Source organism: Meiothermus cerbereus DSM 11376, assembly GCF_000620065.1.
Classification (GTDB): Bacteria; Deinococcota; Deinococci; order Deinococcales; family Thermaceae; genus Meiothermus; species Meiothermus cerbereus.
This window is the reverse complement of record NZ_JHVI01000021.1, coordinates 48730-71351: the sequence shown is the minus strand read 5'-3', so window position 1 is coordinate 71351 and position 22622 is coordinate 48730. Positions and strand designations below refer to the sequence as shown.

Genomic DNA, 22622 nt, shown 5'->3' with positions numbered 1-22622 from the left:
TGCGGGACTACTGGCAGAACCGACATAAGCGCACGATTGCGCGACAGATTCACCAGAAAGACAAATTGGAACTCCTGCGCCGTCAAGACAGCGTGTGTGGTATGTGCCGTCTTCCGCTTGCAGTGGAGGATATGGACGACCACCACGTCAAGCCGAGACACGCTGGGGGACAGAACACGTTAGACAACCGGATGTTGGTGCATCGCTGGTGCCATCACGCGCACCATCAGCGAGTTGGGTACAAGGGCTTGAAGGCTTGAGCCGTGTGCGGTGAAAGTCGCACGCACGGTTCTGAGGGGGCTGGGAGAGCCGCAAGGCTCACCCGGCTACCCGGCGGCGGGATGTCAACCTGGCGATTTATGAAGAGTGTCCTAAGGCGGGCTCACCAGCCTCGACAGCCGAAATGGGCAGCTCTACGTAAAAACACGACCCTTTGCCCAGCTCGGAATTCACGCCGATGGTGCCGTGGTGTGCTTCAACGATAGCCTTGGAGATGTACAGCCCCAAGCCGGTTCCCCGTACCCCGCGCTCGAGGGCGGTGCGGGTGCGGGCATAACGTTGAAATAAGCGCCCTACCTCATCTGGCGAGATGCCAGGGCCGGTGTCCTCGACCTCGATGCGCAGCCGATCTTCCCTTGTATACGCTCGTAGGGTAACGCGGCCGTTCTTGGGGGTGAACTTGAATGCGTTGGAGAGCAGGTTGCCGATCACCTGACCGATGCGGTCGGGGTCGGCTGGCAGCGAGGGCAGCGGTGCCAGGTGCAGCTCGAGGGCAATGCCCGATAGCTGGGCAACCCCCCGGAAAGCGGCGGCCACGTCGCGCAAGACGGGAGTAAGGTTCACCCTGCGGCGGTTGACCTCGAAGCGGCCGGACTCGAGCCGATTGGAGTCGAGTAGGTTGTCGACCATATTCTTTAGGCGCAACCCACTTTCGCGTATCAGGCGGGCGAATTCTCGGGACTCCTCGTTCAAATCGGGCTCCTCTTCGAGCAACTCGGCAAAGCCCAGAATTCCCACCAGTGGGGTACGCAGCTCATGCGAGACCGCCGAAACGAATTCCTGTTTCATTCGCTCGAGCTGCTTTTGCTGGGTTATATCACGAACCACCGCCAACACCTGCCGCTCTGCGCTTTGCGCCAGGCGAGCCTCGAAGTCGAGTGGCTCTCCTTGCACATTGAGCCTGTACTCTACGCTGCGCATCTCGCCGTGGGTGAGCACTTCTGTGATGGCCGAATTGATGCGCTCGGCGACCTCGGGGGGCAGTACCTCGCTAATACGCCGCCCCAGGAAGGCCTCCGGCTCCATGAGGAGCTGGTCGCGCCGGCCCTGGTAGGCCAGGATGGTGCCCTCGGCATCCATCACAAAGAGCAGATCCGGCAAAGCCTGCAAAATGGCCCGGTTGCGGGCTTCGCTCTCGCGCAGCGCGGCCTCCGCCAGCTTGCGCTCGGAGATGTCGCGGGAGATGCCCGCGATTAGATCGATGCGGCCCTCGCTGTTGGGGATGGGCACCAACTGCGTCAGCCAGGTACGCCGCCCGGCTGGAAGCTCGAGGGTTTCTTCGTAGCTGATGGCCCGGCCTTCGGACAGGGCGCGGCGATAGTTGGCCGAAACCTGCTCGGCCAGCTCCGGAGGCAGCAGCTCGTGGGGGGTTTTCCCGGCTATGGCCTCCTGGGCGATACCGGTCTGCCGCTGATGGGCGGGGTTGTTGCCCTCAAAGCGGAAGGTACCGTCGGGTTCGACCTCGATCAGGAAGATGGCGTCTTCGGTGTGGTTGAAGATGCCCCGGTAGCGCCGCTCGCTTTCCTGGCGGGCCAGCTCGGCCTGGTGGCGCTGGCTGATGTCGCGCAGGGTGATCGCTACCCCGCCCACGGCAGGGTCGTGGGTGAGGTTGCGCCCCCATAGCTCGACCTGCCGTACCTGCTGCTGGGCGTCCAGCAGGCGCAGCTCGGCCACGCGGGTGGTTCCCGGCGCGACCAGCAGCTCTTTGAACAGGGTCTGGGCCCGGGGGCGGTCTTCGGGGTGGAAGAAGGAGAGGCCATTGACCTCAGCGTGCAGGTATCCCTCGGGGTCGTAGCCCAGCACTGCTTGGGCGTTGGGGCTCACGTAGCGCAAGAACCCCTCCGGCGAGACCACGTAGACCACGTCCTGGCTGCTTTCCAGCAAGGCTTTGAAGCGCCGCTCGCGCCGCTCGAGCTCTTCCAGCAGGCGGGTTTTGAGCAGGGCCAGGGCAATCAGCTCGGCAGCCTGCTGGGCCTGGGCGACCTCGAGGTCGCTAAAGCTGCGGTGTTGCTGATAACCCAGGATGGCCGCGCCAAGCCAGCGGGACTGGGCGATAAAGGGAAGCACCATGGCCGAGGCCGAGGGAAATTGGCGCGTGATGGAGACGTCGGCGAAAGGTGTTTGTCGTGTGTCTTCTATCACCAACACCTTACCCGAGCGCAGCGCGGCCTCGGTGAAGGTGCTCCGAGGGGATTCGCTCTCGACTTCGCGGTAGCGCTCGCTGGGGAAGCCGTGAGAGGCAACGGGAAGGGGTTTGTTGTGGGTTGGATCCCACAGGGTGAGGTACACCTGATCGGCCGCGAAGAGGTCGGCCAGGTGATTGGCGAGGGTGCTCAGCAAGTGGGCGCTATCGGGGCTCTCCAGGGCCTGGCGGGTGACCTTGGCGAGGTGGCCCAGGAAGCGGCTTTGGTTCTCGAGGTGCTGCTGGGCCTGGCGAATAGCGGTGATTTCGTGCAAAACCAGCACCCATAGCCGCCCTTCTCGCGTGCCCAGGGCCGAGAAGGTGCGCCCCGCCTGCAGGTACTCTACCGGCTGCCCCTCCAGGGCGGGGTAAAGCTCGGGGGGCAGGTTATCGAGGGCCACCCGCTCGCCCAGGCCCAGAACCTCGCGGGCCTTGCGGTTGGCAAAGCCTTCGTACTCCTCGAGCACAATTACCGCGTCCCCCATAAGCTCCAAAGCCTGCGTGAGCTTTTGGCGCTCCAGCGCAAGGGCCCGGCTGGCCTGATCGCGCTCTTCGAAGGTGTGGGCGTTTTTTAGGGCCGCGCCAGCCACATAGCTTAGGAGCTGCACGTAGCGGAGCTCTTCTGAGTCAAGGGCTTGTCCGCTATCGCCATGATCCACAGCCAGAACACCCAGCACTTCTTCCTCGGCCAGGATTGGCAGATAGGTGGTGATGGGCACAAAGGCCATTTGCTGAGCGCGGGCGGTGGAGGGCAGCTCCTTCTCGCTTACTACCAACGGGCGGCGTTCGCGGGCTGCCCGGGCGAAAGGGTCGCTCGAGTCCTGAATTGGGAAGCGCAGCTGGCTTCTTCCTTCGGTCCAGAATATCTGACCCTCTTTGACCGTGAGCAACCCCTCGAGCACGCCGTTGCGGTTAAGGGTTATGGTTACACGATAGTAACCCAGGTCGCGGTAGAGCCCCCAGGCCAGTGCCTCGAGTACCTGCCGTTGCTCGAGGTTGCGCACTAGATGGCGGGAGATGGTGTTGACAACCTCCAGCACGCGGGCGTTGCGGGCCAGGCGGTTCTGGTGGTTCAGGGCGGTCTCGTAGAGCTGGGCGTTGCGCAGGGCCAGCGCGACCAGGCGGGCCAGCACCGGCAGGAGCTGACGGGTCTCCGCGTCGAGTGCCATCCCCTCGAGGGAAAGCACCCCTACCCCACCAAAGTGTGGGCAGGTGGGGCAGCGCTGGGCCCGCTGAGTCGACCGGATGCGGGGCTGTAGGTTGCAGTGGCTTTCGGGTTTGTTCCAGCAAAAGGGCTTACCCTCTGCTGGGGCGGGGCTCGAGTGAACCGGCAGCAGTATTTCCTCGGGCAGCTCGAGCCCCTCTGGCGGCCCAAAGAAGGCCCGCTGGATTGGGCCTTCGTGCGCCAGAGAGAGCGAGATGGCCGAGACGGTGTGGTTGGTGCCCACCCCGGTTCCCACCTCGCCGCGCAAATCCCCCTCCTCGGCGTGGTACAAAAAGATCGCTGCCCGCTCGGCCCCCAGGCTCTGGGTGGCGGCGGTGAGCAGGTTGCGCAGCATCGGTTTGAGCTCGAGGCCTGAAAGCAAGGCCTCGTGGAAGCCCGCCAGCTTCTCGAGCGTGTCTGCGGTAGTGTCGCGACGTTTAAACAGGCCCATCGCCATACAGGTTAAATGCCCAATCCTCTTGGGGTTGTTCAAATTGCCCAGGCCGATTCTGGGGACGAATCTAGAATGCCCTCATGACTACTCTTTTCCCTGTAATCATGGCTGGCGGGAAGGGAGAGCGATTCTGGCCTCTCTCTCGCCAAGATCGGCCCAAGCAGTTTCTCAAACTTCTACCAGATGGTCGCAGTCTGATTCAGGCTACCGTGGATCGCTTGCTGCCAATGGTAGGTGGGTGGGAACAGGTTTGGGTGGTTACCACTTTTAACCTGCTAGAAGGAATAGGCGAACATCTACCACCCTTGCCCGCCGAGAACCTGCTCATCGAACCAGAGCCACGAGATACCGCCGCTGCGGTAGCTTATGCAGCCCTCGAGGTTCACCGGCGTTTCGGCGACAATGCGGTGCTGGGTGTATTTCCGGCGGATCACCACATCCAGGACGAAGAGCGCTTCCGCCAGGCGGTGTGGGCTGCTGCAGAATTGGCCGCTCAACACGAGGTAATTGTTACCCTGGGTATCCAGCCCACCTTTCCCGCCACCGGGTACGGCTATATCCAACAGGGAGAGAAGATAGGTGAGTACGCTGGTTTGGAGGCTTTTGGGGTCAGGCGCTTCGCCGAAAAACCCGACCAGGCCACGGCTGAGGCCTATTTGCAGCAGGGCAATTACTGGTGGAACGGGGGCATCTTCGTCTTCCGGGCCGGGGTCATGCTGCGCGAGCTGGAGCGCTTTGCCCCGCAGATCCTGGGGCCACTAAAGGCCAAGGGGCGCGAGGCCTACGCGGAGCTGCCCAAGAAGAGCCTGGATTACGCGGTGATGGAGCACACCGACAAAGCCTGCGTGATACCGGCCAGCTTTGGCTGGGATGACCTGGGCGACTGGAACGCCCTCGAGCGGCTGCTGGGCTCCACCGACAACCTCGAGCTGGCCCGCCACGTGGGTCTGGACACCCACGGTTCCATCCTCTATACCACCGGCAATGACATCATCGTTACGCTGGGTCTGGAGAACGTGCTGATAGTGCGCGATGGCCCGGTTACCCTCATCGTGAAGAAAGAGCGCAGCCAGGACATCAAGAAGGTTCTCGAGGCCTTGCGCCGCGACCCTGAGCTGGCCCGACACCTGTAAACCTATGGATCGTAAGCGTTTTCTACAAAACAGCCTGGTCTTATTTGCGGCCATGCTGGTGGTCAACGTGCTCAACTACGGCTATGCGCTGGTGCTGGGGCGCTGGTTGGGCCCGGCAGAGTACGGGAGCTATGCCGCCTTTATGTCGCTGTTCTTACTCCTGACGGTGCTGCCCCTCGCTTTGCAACAGGTGGGGGCGCGCCATGCAGCAGCAGGCTCGAGCGCGCTGACCTATACCCGCCTGCAAGCCCTGCGGCTGGGGGGGGCGCTGGGGGCCGTGCTGATCCTTCTGAGCCTCCCCCTGGGCCAGTTGAGCACGCTGCCGCCTTTGTGGTACGTCATGCTGGGGGCTTTCCTGCCGCTGTACGCCTTGCTGGGCGCGGCTCGTGGCGAAATTCAGGGGCGCCAGCTGCAGGGCCAGTTGGGAACCAACATGGTTCTGGAGCACCTCAGCAAAATTGGCCTGACCTTGCCGGCTTTGCTGCTTCTGCCGGGGGCTACCGCTGCGGTGGCGGCCACCCTGGTGGGGGTGGGGGTGGCGCTGGCGGCGCTGAGGAAAACCCTTGGAGCGCAGGGGTCGGCGCGCCCGGAGGGTGGCTATATGCTGGCCACAGGCAGCAACCTGCTGGCCCAGGCCCTGATCCTCAACGCCGACGTGCTGCTGGCCAAGGCCCTGCTCGAGCCTACCCAGGCGGGGCTGTATGCGGCGGTGGCGATGATTGGCAGAATCGTCTTTTATGGCTCCTGGGCGGTGGGGATGGCTGTTTTTCCGATGGTGGCTCAGGCCCATGCCCAGGGCCGGAACCCCACATACTTGCTGGGCTGGGCTTTCTCCAGCGTGGCCCTGATTAGCCTGGCTTTTATCGGGGTGTGTGCCGTGGCTCCCGAGTGGGTGGTTCAGACCCTATTTGGGCCTGGCTACATTGCAGCAGCGCCACTGGTGGCCCCCTATGCCCTGATGACCACCCTGTATGCCCTAGCCAACGTAATTGCCAACCACTTTCTGGCGCAAGGATACGGCCAGCTGGGCTGGTGGGGGCTGGGGGCGGGATTGTTGCAACTGCTACTGATGCTGGTCTGGCACGGCTCCGGCCTGGAGCTGATTGTGGCTCAGGGGGTGGCCAAGGGCCTGCTGCTGCTCGGCTTTATGCTGATTGCGACCCAACATGTTTTGCACCACAGGAGGCAGTATGTCCTACGCTGACTTTGAACGCTGGCGCGACCAGGAGTGCCCAAACCCAAAGCTGTCGGTTGTGATACCGGCCTACAACGAGTCCGAACGAATTCTGCCCACCCTGGGGGCTTTTGCGGTGGTGATTTCGGGGATGGAGCCGTGCTGGGAGCTCATCCTCTCCGATGATGGCTCCGTCGATGGTACCGCCAACCTGGTCGAGCGGCTGGGCTGGAAGAACCTGCGGGTTTTGCGCCACGCCAACACCGGGAAGGGCGGGGCGGTGCGCCGGGGGGTTCTGGCGGCCAGGGGGCAGCGGGTGCTTTTTGCCGACGCCGACAATTCCACCCCCATCGAGGAGCTTCCCCGCCTGCTGGCAAAGCTGGATGAAGGCTACGACCTGGCTGTGGGGTCTCGAGCCGCCGAAGGCGCTAAAGAAGAGAACAAAAGCCTGGTGCGGCACCTGGCCAGCTGGGGACTGCGCTCACTGGCCCGCTGGCTTTCAGGCGTGCGGTTGAAGGACACCCAGTGCGGCTTCAAGCTCTTTAGCCGTAAAGCGGTTCAGGAGCTGTTTCCACGCCAGCGTATGATGGGCTTTTCGTTTGACCTCGAGCTGCTCTACCTGGCCAACCGCCTGGGGCTCAAGGTGGCCGAGGTGCCGGTACGCTGGTTCGATGCCCCCAGTTCAAAGGTGGATCCTGTCAAGGACTCGCTCAAGTTCCTCAAGGACATCCTGGCAATTCGGCGGCTCGACCGGGAGGGGGCCTACCAGTCCCCCACCACGGAGGTGGGAAACTAGTATGCACCTTGCACTCGTTACCACCTATCCCCCCAGCCAGGGCACCCTGGTGGAGTATGGGGCCCACCTGGCGCGGGTTTTTGCAGCCAAACCCGAGGTCGAGCGCGTGACCGTGCTGGCCGATCGGCTACCCACAGGGGTGGACGCCCCCTCCGACCCCCCTAATGTTCGCCGGGTCTGGGCTTTTGGTAGCCCGATTAATTCGCTACGGCTGGCTCGCACCCTTCAGCAACTCCAACCGGATGCCGTAATCTTCAACCTCCAGTTTGCCAGCTTTGGTGGCTCTGCGATTCCGGCTGCGCTGGGCTTGCTGGCACCAGGTATGGCGCGGGCGCTGGGCATTCCAACCATTACCCTACTGCACAACCTCTTCGAAACCATTGATTTGCGTCAGGCGGGGTATGCACAGAACCCCCTGAAGGAGCGGGTACTGCGGGCTGGGGGTAGGATTTTTACCCGACTTCTTTTGCAAAGCCACCTGGTGGCTACCACCATGCCCACCTACGTAGAGATTTTGCGGCGCGAATACGGGGCTAAGAATGTGTTTCTGGCCCCCCACGGGGCCTTTGAAGACCCTGGCCCCCCACCGCCCTTGCCCGAGGCCAAGCGGGTGCTGGCCTTTGGCAAGTTTGGTACCTACAAGCGCTTGGAAACCCTGTTGGAAGCACATCAACTGCTGCTAAAGCGCGACCCGAGCGTGGAACTGGTGGTCGCAGGTACCAACTCGCCCAACGCACCCGGCTACCTCGAGGGCCTGCGGGCGGTTTACGGGGATATCCCTGGGGTGACCTACACCGGCTATGTGCCCGAGGAGGAGGTGGCGAGGGTCTTTACGGAGGCCTATGTGGTGGCTTTCCCCTATACCGCTACCACCGGCTCCTCTGGGGTGCTGCACCAGGCGGGACAGTATGCCCGGCCCGCGGTTATGCCGCGCATCGGCGACCTGGCCGAACTGGTGGAGGCCGAGGGCTACCGGGCCGAGTTTTTCTCGCCGGGCGATGTAGGGGGATTGGCCGAGGCCCTGTGGCGGCTATTTAGCGACCGAGCGTATGCCCAGCAGATGGGGCAGGCCAACTACCGCGCCTCGGTGGGGGTTTTGCTCGAGGACGTAGCGGACTGGTACCTGCTGCACTTTGAACGCCTGAGGAGGAAACATGCACGTTGAGCGACACGATCTGGACGGTCAGACCATCTACGCTTTGCAAGGGCGCTTTGATGCCCACCAGGTTCCCCTGCTCAAAAGCCGACTGGAGCTCGGCTCCCGCACGGTGCTGGATATGGCAGGGGTCAACTTTGTGGACTCGAGCGGTCTGGCTTTGCTGGTTAACCTATTCAAACGTTCCCGCGAGGAAGGAAAAACCCTGTTGATTCGCAACCTGCAAGACCCGGTGCGCCTGATCCTGGAGATCACCGGACTGCTGGAGATTTTGCCCATTGAGGCTTGAGTATGCCCGATACGGCTTTACAGGAACTGGAAAACCTCAGCGAAGCCTTGGCCGACTGCTACGACCGCACGGTGTGGCTCGAGGACCTGATGGTGCACTCGGCCCAAATCGCCAGCGAGGCCGATATTCTGGCGCTTCTTTTGGAAACCGCGCAGAAGCTTGCCTGCGCTGGGGCGGCCATCTGGGCGAGGGGGCGCTGGCTGCAGGAGGTGCCTTCGTGGCTGGCGGCCCTGCCCGCGCCGGCCAAGCGCCTGCAACGGCGCGAAGAAGCGCTTTACGCGGTGGCTTTTCCTGGGGGGTGGCTGGCCTTGTGGGGCCGCTCGAGGCCGTTTAGCGCCCACGATCAGCGCATTGTTAACGCGCTAGCCCAGATGATTGGGGTCTCGCTTCAGCGCCTGGAGGATCAGGCCTTGCGCGAGCGCCTGCAGCTGGAAGAGCACGAGCGCACCCTGGCCAGCCAGATTTGGAGCACGCTGGTGCCCAACCACCTGCCTGCCCCGGCGGGCTATACGCTGTTGAGCAGTTTCCGGCCCGCCCGCGACCTGGGAGGTGACTTTCAGCTGGCGCTGGGGAGCTGGCGGGTGCTGGGCGATGTCAGCGGCAAAGGATTGCCAGCGGCCATGCACAGCGGACTGCTCAGCGGCCTTGTCCCAATAGCCCTAGAGCAGCCCGACCCGCCGAAAGCGCTGGCGAGCGCGGCAGCACCTTTGCTCGAGCGGGCTGGGGCTTTTGCTACCCTGGCTATGGTCAGCTTTGGGCAGGACGGCCGGCTTTCATACGTCAGTTTTGGCCACCCACCCCTGTTGGTGCGCCGCCTCGATGGCAGGGTAGATGCCTTTGGAGCCACCGCCCCGCCCCTGGGGCTGTTTGACCCTCCTCCCGCGGCTATGCGGCAGCTCGAGCTAAAGCCAGGGGAGTTGTTGCTGGTGTACACCGATGGCCTGATTGAGGCCGACCGGGGCGGTGAGCTGTTTGGCCTGGAGCGCCTGCGCCAACTACTCGAGGCCAACCCCGAGCCCGAGGAGTTTTTGGAGGCCCTCGAGGTCGCGATGAACGGCTTTGAGGTGCGCGATGATTTAGGCCTGCACATTTACCGCTATCAGGGGGTGGGGTCTTGCGACTAGTTCTGACCCTGCCAGCCCGCACCGACTCCCTCGAGCCGCTGTCGGACTTTTTGCGTGCCTGGGGACTGGATATTTTGGAGGAGCTGGCCGTGAGTGAGCTGGTAACCAACGCTACCGTGCACGGGCGGGCCCGTTGTTTCCGTGTGCGCATAGATTCGAGGTGTAAGCAGGTGTGGCTGCTCGACGATGGCGTTCCTTTCAATCCCCTCGAGGGGCCGGTGCGGCCCATGGGGGAGATGCGCGAGGGGGGGTACGGGATGGCAATTGTACACAAGGTCGTGCGCGGGATGCGGTACCGTAGGAAAGGCAGTTGGAATTGCCTTACGCTTGAGTTTGGGGAGGTGGAAAGGTGATTAGTTATGAGATGATTTCCGATACTGCAGCTCGGTTGGTGATAGAAGGACGACTGGACATGCAGCAAGCCCCTGGTTTGCGCCAGATCCTGGGAGAAGCCCGCGACCGGGGCGCTCGGGATCTTCGGCTGAGCATGAGCGCGGTGGAGTTCATGGACTCCGCGGGTCTGGCAGCCCTGGTTTCCGGGCTTAAACAGGCCAAAAACAATGGAGGTAGCCTGATTATCGAGAATCCGAGCCCGGCGGTGCGGAAGGTGCTCGAGCTAACCCTTCTGGACAAGGTGATTCCCATTGAAGAGGGCGCATGATTTTAGCTGTTGACGACGAACCCCACATCCGCCACGTCCTGCGCCTGGTGCTGCAGCGGGCTGGCCACGAAGTGCTTGTGGCCGACAACGGCCGCGAGGCGGTAGAGCTATGGCGGGATCACCCGGAGGTGCGCCTGCTGATTACCGACCTGGTCATGCCTGGGATGAGCGGGTTCGACCTGATTCGCCACGTACGGCAGCTCTCCAACCTGCCCATTCTGGTGCTGACAGCCAGCGGCGAAGAGCAATTCGAAATCGAAGCGCGTCAACTGGGGGCGGATGCCTTTTTGACCAAGCCCTTTTCCCGCGAGGAACTGCTGCGCGAGGTGAGCCGGCTCCTCGACTAAGCGGCCCAGGCGCTCATGCTGCGCAATTCGCCTTGCCCTGCCCTTCGGGAGTTGCTAAAAGAGGAGCAGCCCGGCCTGATTCTCCTGGCTGTGGCTTTGCTGCTAACCCTGCTCTTTCACGGCACTTTGCTGTTTAATCTGCAGTATTTTCGTACCTATGACGCCCTGATTCACACCTTCTTCGGGGCCCACTACGCCCAAAGCTGGTTTGACCCCTGGGAGCCGCGCTGGTATACGGGTTTTTCGCTGGTCTCCTACCCCCCGCTCTCCCACTTCCTGATTGCCCTGGCCTCCAAGGTAGTGGGGTTGAAGCTGGCCTTTGCCCCGGTGCAGCTATTTGCCTTGCTCCAGCTCACCGTGGGTATTTACCGCTTCTCGAGGCTATTTGTTGCGCCAAAGGCTGCTGGTTTTGCGGCCCTGGCACTGGTGCTCTCAAGCGCCATCGCCGAAACCGTGCATGTGTTCGGCCAGCTTCCCACCACACTCTCGCTGGGTTTTTTGCTCAACGCCATTCCCTGGGTGTGGGCCTACATCCGCACCGGGCGCTGGGGATACTTGCTCAAGGCGTCGGTCTGGATAGGCTCAACCACTGCGGCCCACCACGTCACTACCCTGTTTGGCTCGGTTTTCTTTATCGGGCCAGTGGTGGCCATGCTGGTATTGGAGGGCCTGCGCCAGCCCCGTCCGGGAGAGCCTTCGGGCCGAGGTTTGTTTCAGCAGGTGCGACGACGGGTGTACCGGGTTCTGCCCCGCCTGTATCGGACGGGCGTTTTCGGTATGGTGGCCATTGTGGCGCTGGTGCTGGTGGTGCTGCCCTACTGGCTTTGGAGCCGTTCCGACCCCATTGCGCAAGTGCCCATTCCCCATGGCAGCCGGGCCAATTTTTTGCAGCAGCCCAACATGGGGCTGATGTTCTGGCTCATCCCCTGGGCCAGCGGCCTGGTCTTCCTGCCCTACGCCTTCTACAAAAGCCTCTCGCACCTGTGGCCCCTGGGGGCCAGTTTGGGCCTGCTGTTTGTGCTGGGAACCGGCGGCACCACCCCCATTCCCAAGCTGCTCCTGCGGGGGGCCTTCGATATCCTTACCCTGGATCGCTTCACCTTCTGGGCCACCATCCTGGTGCTGCCCTTTGCCGGAATGGCCTTGCAAAGCGCCCTCGAGGGCCGCCTGCGCCTGTGGCTCGAGGCCAACCTGGGCAAACGGGTGCGCCTGCTTTTGCTTTTGGGGTTGGTGCTTTTTGCGGTGACTGCTTCCATCGGCATCTCGACCCTCACCCGCTACCGCAAGTTCCAGCCCGAAACCATCGAGATTGCCCCCATCCTGAGCTTTATCGAGAAGGACGAGCACTGGCGCTACCGCTACCTCACCTTGGGTTTTGGCGACCAGATGGCCTGGCTTTCGGCCAACACCCGGGCCTCTACCCCGGACGGCAACTACCACTCGGCCCGCCGTTTGCCCGAGCTGACCACCACCCCGGTTGAGCGGCTGGAGGGCGCCAAGTATACCGGAGTGCCCGGAATTGGCAGCCTGCAGCAGTTTCTGACCTACCCCGAACGCTACAACCTCAAGTTCATCTACTCCAACGACGCCTTCTATGACCCCTTGCTGCACTTTTACGGCTGGCACCGCTTGGGCCGCCTCGAGAACGGGGTTATGGTCTGGGAGCGAGAGGACATCCCGCCCCTGCCGGAGCGGCTGCCCCGGCGCAAATTGCCGGTCTGGCAGCGCATGATGTGGGGCACGCTTCCCGTGGCCATGCCCCTGCTGGCCTACCTGAGCTTGCTGCTCCCGCCGTTTCGTTCCCGGCGTCTTCCCTGGGTTCCTGTCCGCCTGCAAAGCTGGCTGGTCGAGGACGCCCTGCCGCCCGAGCCCCCCAGCCCCTGGCAGCCCTGGTTGCGCTTGTTGCGTGCCCTGGAGGGGCGCATACAGGTGCAGCGAAAGCCGTTGAGCAAGCGGTTGCTGGCCTCGAGCCTGCTGGCTTTGGCGCTGCTGGGTCTGGGCTGGCTGGGCTGGCGTTGGCTTAATCCCCCCGACACCCCCGAGTGGGCGGTTATCCGCTACTGGGATCACCTCGACTTCAAACGCTTTGAGAAGGCCTGGGAATGGATTGCGCCCACCGAGGGCCTGACCAAGGAGCGCTGGCAGCTCGACCTGAGCGTGCAGGGCGGTTTGCGTAGCGGCTATGCCAAGCTCGAGCACATTCGCCCGGTGCAGGTGATTCGGCAGGACGGGCGGGCGCTGGTGCAGGTCGAGCTGACCTGGCTGACCGCGCTCAAAACCGTGCAGGAGACCCACGAACACCTGCTGGTGCACACCCCCAAAGGCTGGCGGATCGAGCAGCGCCCACTGCTCAAGACCCGCCCCCCCGAGCGCTTTGCCAGCCAGCCAGGGGTGGAGTATTTTCGGGCCCAGCGGCGGCTCAGCACCGACATTACTGCCGCCGGCGATGTGCTGGATCGCCCCCTGTTGCGGCTGCGCTCAGCCCGGCTGGTGCGCTACTGGCCCGAAGATGCCCCCAAGCCCCTCCTGGCCATCGTGGGGGAGGTGGAAAACCTCGATGCCCGCCCTGCCGACCTGACCATCAGCGGCTTTCTGCGCGGGCGGGATGGCCTCGAGATAAGCCGCAACAACGCTCGAGATCTGGTGCTACACAAACTCCTGCCTGGCGAGCGAACCCCCTTCCGGATCGACTTCGACGGGGTGACAGCCCCACCCGACCCAGCCGCCATCGGGGATTTCGAGGTGGCGTTGAAAGCGGTAGTCACCTCGCGCGAACTGCGGCGCGATCTGGCCATCTGGAGCCGCCGCGAGGGCGATGTTCTGCGCCTGCGGGTAGATAACCTGGGGGTGCGGGAGGCCACCGTGCCCCAGGTGCTGCTCTCGCTCTACGACCGCAAGGGCCTGGCCTGGGTGGAGCGCGAGTATCTGCTGGAGTCGATTCCCCCGCGCGAGCAGCGCGAGGCGCGCCTGCGGGCCGGGCTACCCAAGGGCTATGCAGTGCTGAAGGAACTGCATAAGCTGAGCGAAAGCCCCAACCTGCTCGAGCGCCTCATTCCAGGCGTGCCGGCCGATACCCGACCCCTGGTGGCTGGGGATATACGGGCCTACCGTCTGCAAGCCCAGGCTTTTTATCGGGAGGATTGAGCCGGTGCCGCGAAAGATTCTCCTGGTTCTACTACTGAGTGCGGTGCTGGCCCTGGAGGTTGCGCTGTTCTGGCAGCAGAGCCGCACCCCGGCCGCACCGCCCCCACGGCCTGCCGCCCTGCACGCGATTCGGGCGGAGGTGTCCCCGGCAGGGGTGCGCTTCCGGGGTGAGGGTTGGTTCCGTGTACGCCTCTTCACCCCGGCAGGGCCGCTGGTGAGCGAGGGAGAGGGGGAGGTTTTTATCCCTTACCGTCGGGCCGGGCTGATTCCCTACCGCCTCGAGGTCGGTGGGGCCAGCCTCGAGGGAACCCTGCGGCGGCGGCCTGGCCCGGCCGTAACCCCCCTGCAACCCAAGGTGGGGGCGCGGGCAGTTCGGCTGGACGCCCCCCGCCAGCCCTCGCTGGTACTGCACCCCCTTGACGCGCAGCTCAACGTGGCCGAAGAGCCGGTGCGGATGAAGGTGTTTTATCCCGATGGGGGGCAGCGGGAATGGGTGCTGCCGGTGGTTCGCCAACTGGCCTGGAGCTACTTTCCCCCAGGAAGCCGCACCGGGATACTGAAGGTGGTGGTAAAGAGCGGAACCGCCCGGGGCGAGCGGGCCGAGGTGGATGTGCTGCCGGGCCGCATTCGCACTGGGGCGCTGCTGCCGCTCCAGCCAGAGGCGGCCACTTCCGGGCGCGACCGTTGGGCGCTTGAGGTGCAGGGGCTGCGCGACGAAAAAGGCAACCTTGCCCCCGACGGGCTGGCCGTCAGTCTGATTGGTGGCGCCCTGGAGGATTTCTTCCTGACCCGCTCGGCGCCCCAGGGCCGCCTGCCCCTCTCGCTGCCGCTACCCGACCGGGCGGGAAGCTATCCCTTGAGGGCCTGGAGCGAGGGCTGGATGAGCAGCGAGATCACGCTGCGGGCGCGCCCGGCCGTGCGGGTGGTGCGCCTGCCGCTGCGCTGGAGCGGAAAACGCTTGCGCATAGGCCCGGTGGTGGACGCGCTGGGCGCCCTCCCCGACGATGGAACCCCGCTGCGGCTGCGCGTGGTGAACCCGGCCGGGCGGCTTTTGCTGGAGGAGAGCGTTCCGCTGGTCAACGGGCAGGCCCTCTGGACGCCCCCGCCTTTGGCCCGGCCCTTCTGGCTCGAGCTTGAGCTTGCGGGCCAGCGCGCGCGCCTGGAGGTACCCCGCCCATGAGCGAGCTTCGGCTCAAGTTGCTGGTCTGGGCGGCGCTGCTGCTGCTGGGCAGCCTGCTGGCTTTGCTGGGCTTGAGGGGGCTGGGGGAACTTTTTCGCACGGCCCAGCAGGCCAGTACACTTGAGCAGGCCCTCAACCTCATCGAGCCCCGCCGGGCCGCCCCCGGACGCCTGGAGTGGCTGCCCGACGACCCCACCCCGCGCCCGCTCGAGCCTTTCCGCCGCGACGAGATTACCAGCGACTACCTGCTGGCCCACGAGGAGCTGAGCCACACCCACTTCACCGGCGAGACCACCGGGTTGCGCTCATACTTTCAGTCGGGGGCGTTGGAAGACGCCTTGCTGATGGGGCAGGGGCCCTCGGGCGTGATGGTGGACTGGAAGCACCGCCTGCGGCTGCATTTTTATGCCCCCGACGGCGCGACGGTGGCCTTTAGCGATACCTACTGGTACGCGCAGGTCTCCCGGCAGTCCCCCGCCAGGCTGGCCGAGCGCACCCTCGAGGTGGTGATGCAGCTCGACGACGGAAACTGGCGCATCCACCACTGGCGCCTGCTGCAGGAGCGCCCCCTGCCGGCGCGCCTGCTGCCCGTTTCCACCGCCGGGGTGCGGGGAGTCAACTACCAGCCCCGCAGCCACCCCTTCGATCTGTTTGGGCCGGGCTATGAGCCCCGCGAGGTGCTTAGCGATATGCGCATTGGCCGCATGCTGGGCCTTGGAACCTGGCGGGTTTTCGTGCCCTACCCACCCCCACCGGGCTACCGCCAGCGGCTTGAAAGCTTCCTGAGCCTGGCCCAGGACCAGCAGGTGCGGGTGGTTGTGACACTGCTGGACGGCTATACCCGCTACCGCTTTGAAGACTTCCCCAAGGTGTTTGCCCACCTCGAGGAGCTGGCGCCCCTGCTGCGGCACCCTGCGGTCTGGCTGGTGGATGCCAAGAACGAGCCCGACCGCGACTACGCTCGAGCCGGCCAAGAGCTGGTGATTGAATTTTTGCGGGCCTGGTCGCGGGCCTTGCGCTACTACAGCGCAAAGCCCATAACCGTGGGTTTTATTGAGCCGCATCCGGCTCTGGTGCCCGAGCTGGAGGTGCTCAGCTTCCACCACTACGGAACCCCCGCCCAGCTCGAGCGGCGCATCGAGGGGTTTATGAAGCACCAAAAGCCGCTCTTGCTGGAAGAGTTTGGCTTCCACACCCAGCGCAACAAGCTGCCCGACCCCCACAGCGAGCTCGAGCAGGCCCACCACTACCAACAGGTGTTGCAGTTCACCCACCGCTACAACCTGGGCTGGCTGGCCTGGACCCTTTACGACTTCGACCGGGGTGCAATGCCGGGGGGGCGGGCGGTGGAGCGGCACCTGGGGCTGCTGCGCGCCGACGGAACCCCCAAGCCGGTTGTGCAGGTGCTTGCAGGCCAACCTGCGCCGCCGCTGGGCTGGAGCGAGCGCTTGGGCAAATGGCTGGTGTTCTGGCCTTTGCTGCTGCTGGGGATGGGTTTGCTGCTGGGGTGGCGGCTGTGGCTTACTCGGCGGGCTGCTTGAGTCGGTAGCCTCGAGCGAACACGGTCTCGATGTAGCGGGGATTTTTGGGGTCATCGCCCAACTTTTTGCGCAGGCGCTTGACGTAGTGATCCACGATCCGCTCATCGACCTGGGGGTCGCTGCCCCAGACCTGGGCGAAAAGGATTCGGCGCGATAGGGGCTGGCCGGGTTGTCGGGCCAGCGCCAGCAACAGAGCAAACTCGGTAGGGGTCAGGGAGAGCGCCGCCCCCTGCAGGCGGGTCTCCTGGGTGGCGGGCTCGAGCTCTAGCTCCCCCACACGCACCAGCCCATACCGCCGGGTGCGGCGCAACAGGGCCTCGATGCGGGCTAAAAACTCGGCGTTGCGCAAGGGCTTTCCCAGGTAGTCGTCGGCCCCCAGGCGCAAGCCCTGCACCCGCTCGGCCTCGCCGTCGTGGGCGGTGAGCATAAGCACGGGCAGCTCGGGCCGCTCCTCGCGCAGGTGCCGCAGCAGCTCCAGGCCGTCCATCTGGGGCATGTTCCAATCCAGCACCACCAGGTCGGCTCCATCCAACAGATCCAGGGCCTCGAGCCCGTGGGCCGCCTCGAGCACCGCGTAACCTGCCCGCTCCAGCAAGGCCCGCAGCGTCCGACGTACTATAGCTTCATCGTCCACAACGAGAATACGAATCATCCGGCCTGCTTATAGCCTACCTTATACCGGCTTCACAAAGATACTCTGCAAAACCGCCGGAGGTACATCTTTGGGAAGCCCTCGGGGTGGCTAGCCACCCAAACCCGGTATTAAACCGCCCCTATCCCTTCTTTTCTTTATGCCACAAAAATGCCATTGACATGTATGGCCAGCAGCAGACCCAGCAGCAACGGAAAAATAAAGCGAATCAGGCTGTCCAGCCAGGGGCGCTCGGCGGCCTCTGCCAGCACCATGAACGCAGGGAAGACCATCAGCACGTAGCGACTGAGGCTCCCGGTTCCGCTGCTGAAAGGGATCAGCAGGCTCAAAAGGCCAAAAAGGGCATAGCCCAGCCCCAGCCGCCGGGCGGCCACCAGCGAGCCCACAACCCCAAATACCAGGGCCAGCAGATCCAGCAGAACGTTCCAGGAAATGGGGCCGGTCAGAAAGTTTTGCTGGAAGAGGGGCCGAATTTCCTCGATAAAGCCCCCCACCTCGCGGCTGAAGCTACCCTGAACGCTCCAAAAGGCCAGCGGGTCGCCAAATTGAACGGCCAGAAAAGCCATATAGCTCAGCAGCCCCAGACTGCCCACCCCGGCCAGGGCAAGGCCCACAGGCCACCGGCTGCGCCCCTCCCAAGCCCGCAGGTACTCCAGCCACAACACCCCAGCCAGCAGAATGCCCGTTACCCTGGTGGCCGAAGCCAGCGCCGCGCTGACGGCGGCCCATTCCCACCGGCGCTCGTGTAAGGCATAAAAAGCCAGCAGCACCCACAGCAGCGACAGACTTTCGGTGTACACCGCACTGAAATAGAAGCTGGTGGGGAAGATAGCCAGGTACAAAACGGCGCGCCGGGCCGCTGCCGGGCTATTGAGAAGCTGAAGGCTCAGCTTCCAGAGCACCATCAGGGCCAGGGCAAAGCTCAGGTGGCTGAGCAGCACCCCGGCCAGCACCGCATTGCCCACCAGCCCCGCCAGGCCTTTGAGCAAAAGCGGGTAAAGGGGAAAGAAGGCTACCGCCGAGGGTTCGTCGGGGTAGAGGTAGTACCCCTGGGTGGCGATGTGCAGGTAAAAGCCGCTGTCCCAGCGGGCCCAGACATCGAGCCAAAGGTTGCTCGGCTCGAGGCGCCCCGCCGCCTCGGGTGGTCCCGGTAGGGCCACATCGGCGAGGAAGGCAACCCCCAGCAGGGCCAGCCGGGTGAGCAAGAACACCTGCAGCGGCCAAGACCACTCAGCCCAGAAGCGCTGAAGCGCAGACCTCATGGTTCGACCTCCAAGGGTACGAACCCCACTGGGCCGCCCAGGGTTTGCAACACCAAAAAGCCTGCTTCGGCCTGGGGAAGGGTATAGAGGAGCTGATTGTTGAGCCATACACGCGCCTGGTTTTCTGCGAGCTCAATCGCGACTACCTGGTTTCCAGGCTCTAGCGTTACACTACCACCGTCCAGGCGTTCTCCCTCCAGCCGCCGCCCCCAGGTGGCCTGGCGCCCCCCCTGGCTGAGCCGTATACCCCAGCCCCCCTGCTCCAGACCCAGGTGGGGCACGATAAAAATTCCCGCCCCGGCCTGGGGCGAGGCCCAGCGCAGCTCGACCCGCAGGCGGCGGGGCCGGAGGGGCTGGGCGCTAATGGCCCGGGCCAGGGTGGGCTGGCTGGAGCGCTGGTACAAGGCCTGGCCTTGCGGCATCCAGGTGCCTTCGATGGCGTGCAGGATGAGCGGCCCGAAGGGCAGACGGGGGGTATGGGGCGCGGGGCCAGCGGCCTCGAGGCGCAATTCGGTGAACATCACCCGGCTGAGCGAGGTGGTGAGCCCCAGGTGCCCAGCGTTCGAAACCAACGGCACGTCGCGGGCAAGCTGTGCGCCATCGAGCCATACCTCGTAGGTTTTGTCGTAGCTGAACACCTCGAGCAGGTGTGGCGCGGCGCCGGGCGGCTCGACTTTGACAAACCCCTGGCCTACGAAGGTGCCCTGATCATTGAAGTAGCCCCAGAACACGCTGCGACCATCCTCGGCGTAGCGCACCAGGTGGCCCTGGGCCAGGCGGCGCGGGTTGGGTAGGTTGAACACCACCCCACCGCCCGCGCCCTCGAGGTGCTGTAGGCGCACCCGCAGGCGATAAAAGCGCTGCGGACCGATGGGGGCCAGGGCGACCCGGTCAAAGCCCTGGGCCTCGGTCTGCTCGAGGAAGCCCTGCCCTGCCCGCCAACTGCCCCCAAGCAGCACAAACCGGCGCTGGGCGCTAGCAAAGTTTTCGGCATACAACACCCGACCCGGGGCCGGGTTGGCCGGGGCTTTGGGCTGGAGCTGGCCGGCCCCCTCCAACACCTGCAGCTGCCGCAGGGCTGGGCGGCCCTCGAGCCGCAGCAGGATCCGCCCCCCCTGGTAGCGCAGCGGCAGCGAAGCCACCTCCACCCCGCCCACCCCAATTGTGTAACGCTTGGCCTCCAGCGCAATTTCTAGCGGAAGCGGGCGCTCGAGCGGGTGCTCAACCAGGGAGCGGGCCTGCCCCTGGGCGTCGTAGAAGCCACTGGAAAGCCGTTGGCCCTCGACCCGAACATAATGGGCCCGGGCGAGCGGGCTGGTGGCCTGGGCCATAAATATCACCTCGTAGCTGCTTTGCGGCGCCGCATCGCCGCTGAGCAGGAGGCGGTACGACCTTTGTCGGCCCAGATGCACCTCGCTGAGCCACAAGCCCCTGCTTATTTCCTGCCACTTGGGGGGGGCGGGGTTGCCGATTGCGGCGCTGTAGGGCAGGGGTGTGAGCGGCCCTTCCCGCGGGGCCAGCCCCCAGTGCAGGCCCAGGTTGAGGCCCGCCAGGCAGATCAGAAGGGTTCCCCAGGGCGTAATGCGGGCCAGGTAGCGGTACATGGACATGGGCGGCCTCGAGTTTACCGGAATCCCGCCCATTGGTCACAACTTTTCTACAAATCCCCGCCTAACCTAATTGATGAGGTGGTGTATGCACAGCAATCATACTTATATCCTGTTGCTGGCCGTGCTGGGGTTGGCCGCTTGCTCCAACCCCCGGCCCGCCAGCCCGGCCTTCCACTACAAAACCACCCAGGAAGTCGAGGTCGAGGTACAGGTCAAGGCCCTGGGTCAGCCTGCCGCTGGGGCTCCGGTAGCGGTGTTCCAGGGTTTTTTGCCCGATGGCGAGGTGGACGAAGGCTCCACCGTACTTTCTGGCCAGACCGATGCCTCGGGCCGCTTTGCCGCCAAGGTCACGCTGCCTGCCGACCTCGACGCGGTGGGGTTGCGCGTGGACTACATCGGGGTTATTAGCGAGCCCATCAAGGTTCCTATCCAGCAGGGCCGGGCTCGAGTGACCCTGGACAACGCCTCGGTCAGCAGCCTGAACGTGGTGGTTCCGGCCTCTGCCAGCAGGCCCGAGGGGGTGCAGCTCCAGAGCGTCAACTACAGCTACCACTACCTGAGCGGCTTTGGCAACTGGAACAGCTTGGGCGTGCCCAACAACCTTACCACCAATAGCAGCAAGCTCACCAGCCAGATGCTCCAGACCATCAACGCCACCCTGCCCGAGCGCTCCCCGCTGCCGCTGCACCCTATTCACAAGAATTACATTGCCCGCGAAGCGACCAGTAACCTGGTGCTGAAAGACCCAGCTGAGGTCTGGCTGACCTTCGTGCACGAAGGGGCAGGCTACAAGAACGCCGTGGGGTACTACATCTACCCCGCAGACAACCCCCCGCACAGCGTCAGCGAGATTCTAGACCGCATGATTATGGTTTACCCCAACGCCTCCTACCAGGGCTCCGGGGGCGGCCTGCTTGCGGGCAACCGGGTCAAGCTCAAATACTTCGATGGCGCTAACTGGAGCGACGTTTTCCCCGCTGGAACCGGCATTGGCTGGTTTTTGGTGGCCAACGGCTGGCGCAGCAGCAGCACGGGGGTGCTCGAGCGCAGCTACGAGCAGACCGTCTTCTCCGACCCGGTGCTCAACTACCAGCTGTACCGCACCCAGGGCATGAGCGTCGAGCAAAGCGCGCAAACGGTGCTGCTCTTCGACGACAACCAGCAGACCCTGCTGCTGGGCTTCGAAGACATTCTGCGCCACCATGGCGGCGACCAGGACTTCAACGACGCCGTCCTGCTGGTGGAGGCCAGCCCCTATACCGCGGTGAAGAAGGAGTCCATTCTGGTGCGTGACCCCGTCAACCCCGACCTGACCCGCACCGCCGACCTCCTGCCCACCGACGACCCGCAGGCCGCCGATACCGACGAAGACGGCGTCAACGACCCCTACGACGCCTACCCCAGCGACCCCGAGCGGGCCTTTAACAACTACTTCCCCGCCAAAAGCGACTATGGCACCCTGGCCTTCGAAGACCTGTGGCCGCGCAAGGGGGACTACGACTTCAACGACGTGGTGGTGGACTACCGCATCAACCACGTAACCAACGCCAACAGCCAGCTCGTGCAGATTCAGGCCGAGTTTGTTGTAAAAGCCCTGGGCGGGGGCTGGCACAACGGCTTCGCCTTTGCCACCGACCTTCTGCCGGGCCAGGTCGAGAGCGTGAGCTACGAGTGGCAGAAGAACGGGGGCCCCTGGCAGGCTGGCCCGCCGCCCATCCACTACAGCACCGACCGCAACCCCAACGGCACCGAGGCGGGCCAGAGCAAGGCGGTGTTCTTCGTCTTCGACGATGGCTACGACCTGCTCGAGCCCTCCCTGCCCACCCGCCCCTTCTACGCCAACGTGGTGCCCGAAGAGCCCTACAAGACCCCTGGGCGGGTGCGGATGACCATCAACCTGGTCCAGCCCCTGCCCTTTACCGCCCCGGGCACGCCGCCCTACAACCCCTTCATTGTGGCCAACCCGGTGGTGCTGCAAGGCGATCGCTACGTGCCGCAGTGGCAACGGGGGGTTGAGATTCACCTAGCGGGCTTCCGCCCCAGCGATAAAGCCGACGGCACCCTGTTCAAAACCCAAGACGATACCACCGACCCGGTGATTGGCCGCTACTACATCGACAACATCGGGCGCCCCTGGGGCCTGCACCTGCCCACCGAGCACAAATACGTCCGGGAAGAGCTGGACGGGCCCGGAGGCTGGGTTAGCCTGGGCATCGACATCCGGGACGGCTATCTTAAGTTCGACCCCTGGATTGCTAGTGGGGGCTCGAGCTACAAGGACTGGTACCGCGATCTGCCAGGTTACCGCGAGACCAGCAAGCTGATGAACCTGCCCTCGCTGGCTCAGCCGGGTTCCAACCGCTATAAGTAAGGTTTTCCCTGGAATGCCCAATCGGTAGGGCCAAACCAGCTCTACCGATTGATTGTTTGGGGG

General features: G+C 64.2%; 18 protein-coding genes. 14 read left to right on the top strand and 4 right to left on the bottom strand.

Annotated features, from left to right (window positions below; all coding sequences use genetic code 11):
- Positions 1–260, top strand: a 260-nt coding sequence (locus Q355_RS16995; RefSeq protein WP_027877494.1) for an HNH endonuclease, incomplete at its 5' end; no start/stop codon positions are given.
- Positions 261–357: 97 nt separating this feature from the next.
- Here Q355_RS16995 and Q355_RS16215 read toward each other — a convergent pair.
- A complete protein-coding gene (locus tag Q355_RS16215) occupies positions 358–4116 on the bottom strand; it encodes a PAS domain S-box protein (RefSeq protein WP_051529366.1) in 3759 nt (1252 codons plus the stop codon).
- A gap of 83 nt (positions 4117–4199) precedes the next feature.
- On the opposite strand from Q355_RS16215, the gene Q355_RS0108960 reads away from it, so the two are divergent.
- The 12 genes from Q355_RS0108960 to Q355_RS0108905 are packed head-to-tail and all read left to right on the top strand — an operon-like array spanning position 4200 to position 16664.
- On the top strand, positions 4200–5252 hold the full coding sequence (locus Q355_RS0108960; protein ID WP_027877493.1) for a mannose-1-phosphate guanylyltransferase: 1053 nt from the start codon (positions 4200–4202) through the stop codon (positions 5250–5252).
- A 4-nt stretch (positions 5253–5256) separates the two neighbouring features.
- A complete protein-coding gene (locus Q355_RS0108955) occupies positions 5257–6456 on the top strand; it encodes a lipopolysaccharide biosynthesis protein (protein ID WP_027877492.1) in 1200 nt (399 codons plus the stop codon).
- Entirely contained in the window at positions 6443–7222 is a 780-nt protein-coding gene (locus Q355_RS0108950) for a dolichyl-phosphate beta-glucosyltransferase (protein WP_027877491.1), read from the top strand. The genes Q355_RS0108955 and Q355_RS0108950 overlap by 14 nt, the downstream gene beginning before the upstream one ends.
- A 1-nt stretch (position 7223) precedes the next feature.
- Positions 7224–8387, top strand: a complete 1164-nt coding sequence (locus Q355_RS0108945) for a glycosyltransferase (protein ID WP_027877490.1) — start codon at positions 7224–7226, stop codon at positions 8385–8387.
- Positions 8377–8667 (top strand): STAS domain-containing protein, encoded by a 291-nt coding sequence (locus Q355_RS16210; RefSeq protein ID WP_051529365.1) that lies wholly within the window; start codon positions 8377–8379, stop codon positions 8665–8667. The genes Q355_RS0108945 and Q355_RS16210 overlap by 11 nt, the downstream gene beginning before the upstream one ends.
- Positions 8668–8669: 2 nt before the next feature.
- The gene (locus Q355_RS0108935; RefSeq protein WP_027877489.1) at positions 8670–9791 is read left to right on the top strand and encodes a PP2C family protein-serine/threonine phosphatase; all 1122 of its coding nucleotides are present in this window, start codon (positions 8670–8672) and stop codon (positions 9789–9791) included.
- Positions 9782–10144, top strand: a complete 363-nt coding sequence (locus tag Q355_RS0108930) for an ATP-binding protein (RefSeq protein ID WP_027877488.1) — start codon at positions 9782–9784, stop codon at positions 10142–10144. The genes Q355_RS0108935 and Q355_RS0108930 overlap by 10 nt, the downstream gene beginning before the upstream one ends.
- The gene (locus Q355_RS0108925; RefSeq protein ID WP_211247168.1) at positions 10141–10452 is read left to right on the top strand and encodes an STAS domain-containing protein; all 312 of its coding nucleotides are present in this window, start codon (positions 10141–10143) and stop codon (positions 10450–10452) included. Before Q355_RS0108930 ends, Q355_RS0108925 begins: the two co-directional genes overlap by 4 nt.
- Positions 10449–10799 carry a response regulator gene (locus Q355_RS15655; RefSeq protein WP_036259105.1) on the top strand — a complete coding sequence of 117 codons (351 nt, stop codon included), beginning with the start codon at positions 10449–10451 and terminating at the stop codon, positions 10797–10799. The genes Q355_RS0108925 and Q355_RS15655 overlap by 4 nt, the downstream gene beginning before the upstream one ends.
- A gap of 51 nt (positions 10800–10850) precedes the next feature.
- Positions 10851–13943 (top strand): hypothetical protein, encoded by a 3093-nt coding sequence (locus Q355_RS15650; protein WP_051529364.1) that lies wholly within the window; start codon positions 10851–10853, stop codon positions 13941–13943.
- A 4-nt stretch (positions 13944–13947) separates the two neighbouring features.
- Positions 13948–15123 (top strand): hypothetical protein, encoded by a 1176-nt coding sequence (locus tag Q355_RS0108910; protein WP_027877486.1) that lies wholly within the window; start codon positions 13948–13950, stop codon positions 15121–15123.
- Positions 15120–16664: a glycoside hydrolase 5 family protein gene (locus Q355_RS0108905; protein WP_027877485.1), complete on the top strand. Its 1545-nt coding sequence runs from the start codon at positions 15120–15122 to the stop codon at positions 16662–16664. Before Q355_RS0108910 ends, Q355_RS0108905 begins: the two co-directional genes overlap by 4 nt.
- Here Q355_RS0108905 and Q355_RS0108900 read toward each other — a convergent pair.
- The 3 genes from Q355_RS0108900 to Q355_RS0108890 all read right to left on the bottom strand — a co-directional run bounded on the left by Q355_RS0108900 (position 16645) and on the right by Q355_RS0108890 (position 20188).
- Positions 16645–17316 (bottom strand): response regulator transcription factor, encoded by a 672-nt coding sequence (locus tag Q355_RS0108900; protein ID WP_027877484.1) that lies wholly within the window; start codon positions 17314–17316, stop codon positions 16645–16647. The two genes, Q355_RS0108905 and Q355_RS0108900, sit on opposite strands and share 20 nt — an antisense overlap.
- 137 nt (positions 17317–17453) lie before the next feature.
- Entirely contained in the window at positions 17454–18578 is a 1125-nt protein-coding gene (locus tag Q355_RS16205; RefSeq protein ID WP_051529363.1) for a mannosyltransferase family protein, read from the bottom strand.
- Complete coding sequence (locus Q355_RS0108890; protein WP_156941898.1) at positions 18575–20188, bottom strand: hypothetical protein; 1614 nt, start codon at positions 20186–20188, stop codon at positions 18575–18577. Before Q355_RS0108890 ends, Q355_RS16205 begins: the two co-directional genes overlap by 4 nt.
- Positions 20189–20273: 85 nt before the next feature.
- Between Q355_RS0108890 and Q355_RS0108885 the strand changes: the two genes are divergently transcribed.
- Positions 20274–22559: an LruC domain-containing protein gene (locus Q355_RS0108885; protein WP_027877482.1), complete on the top strand. Its 2286-nt coding sequence runs from the start codon at positions 20274–20276 to the stop codon at positions 22557–22559.
- The last annotated feature ends 63 nt before the right edge of the window (positions 22560–22622 follow it).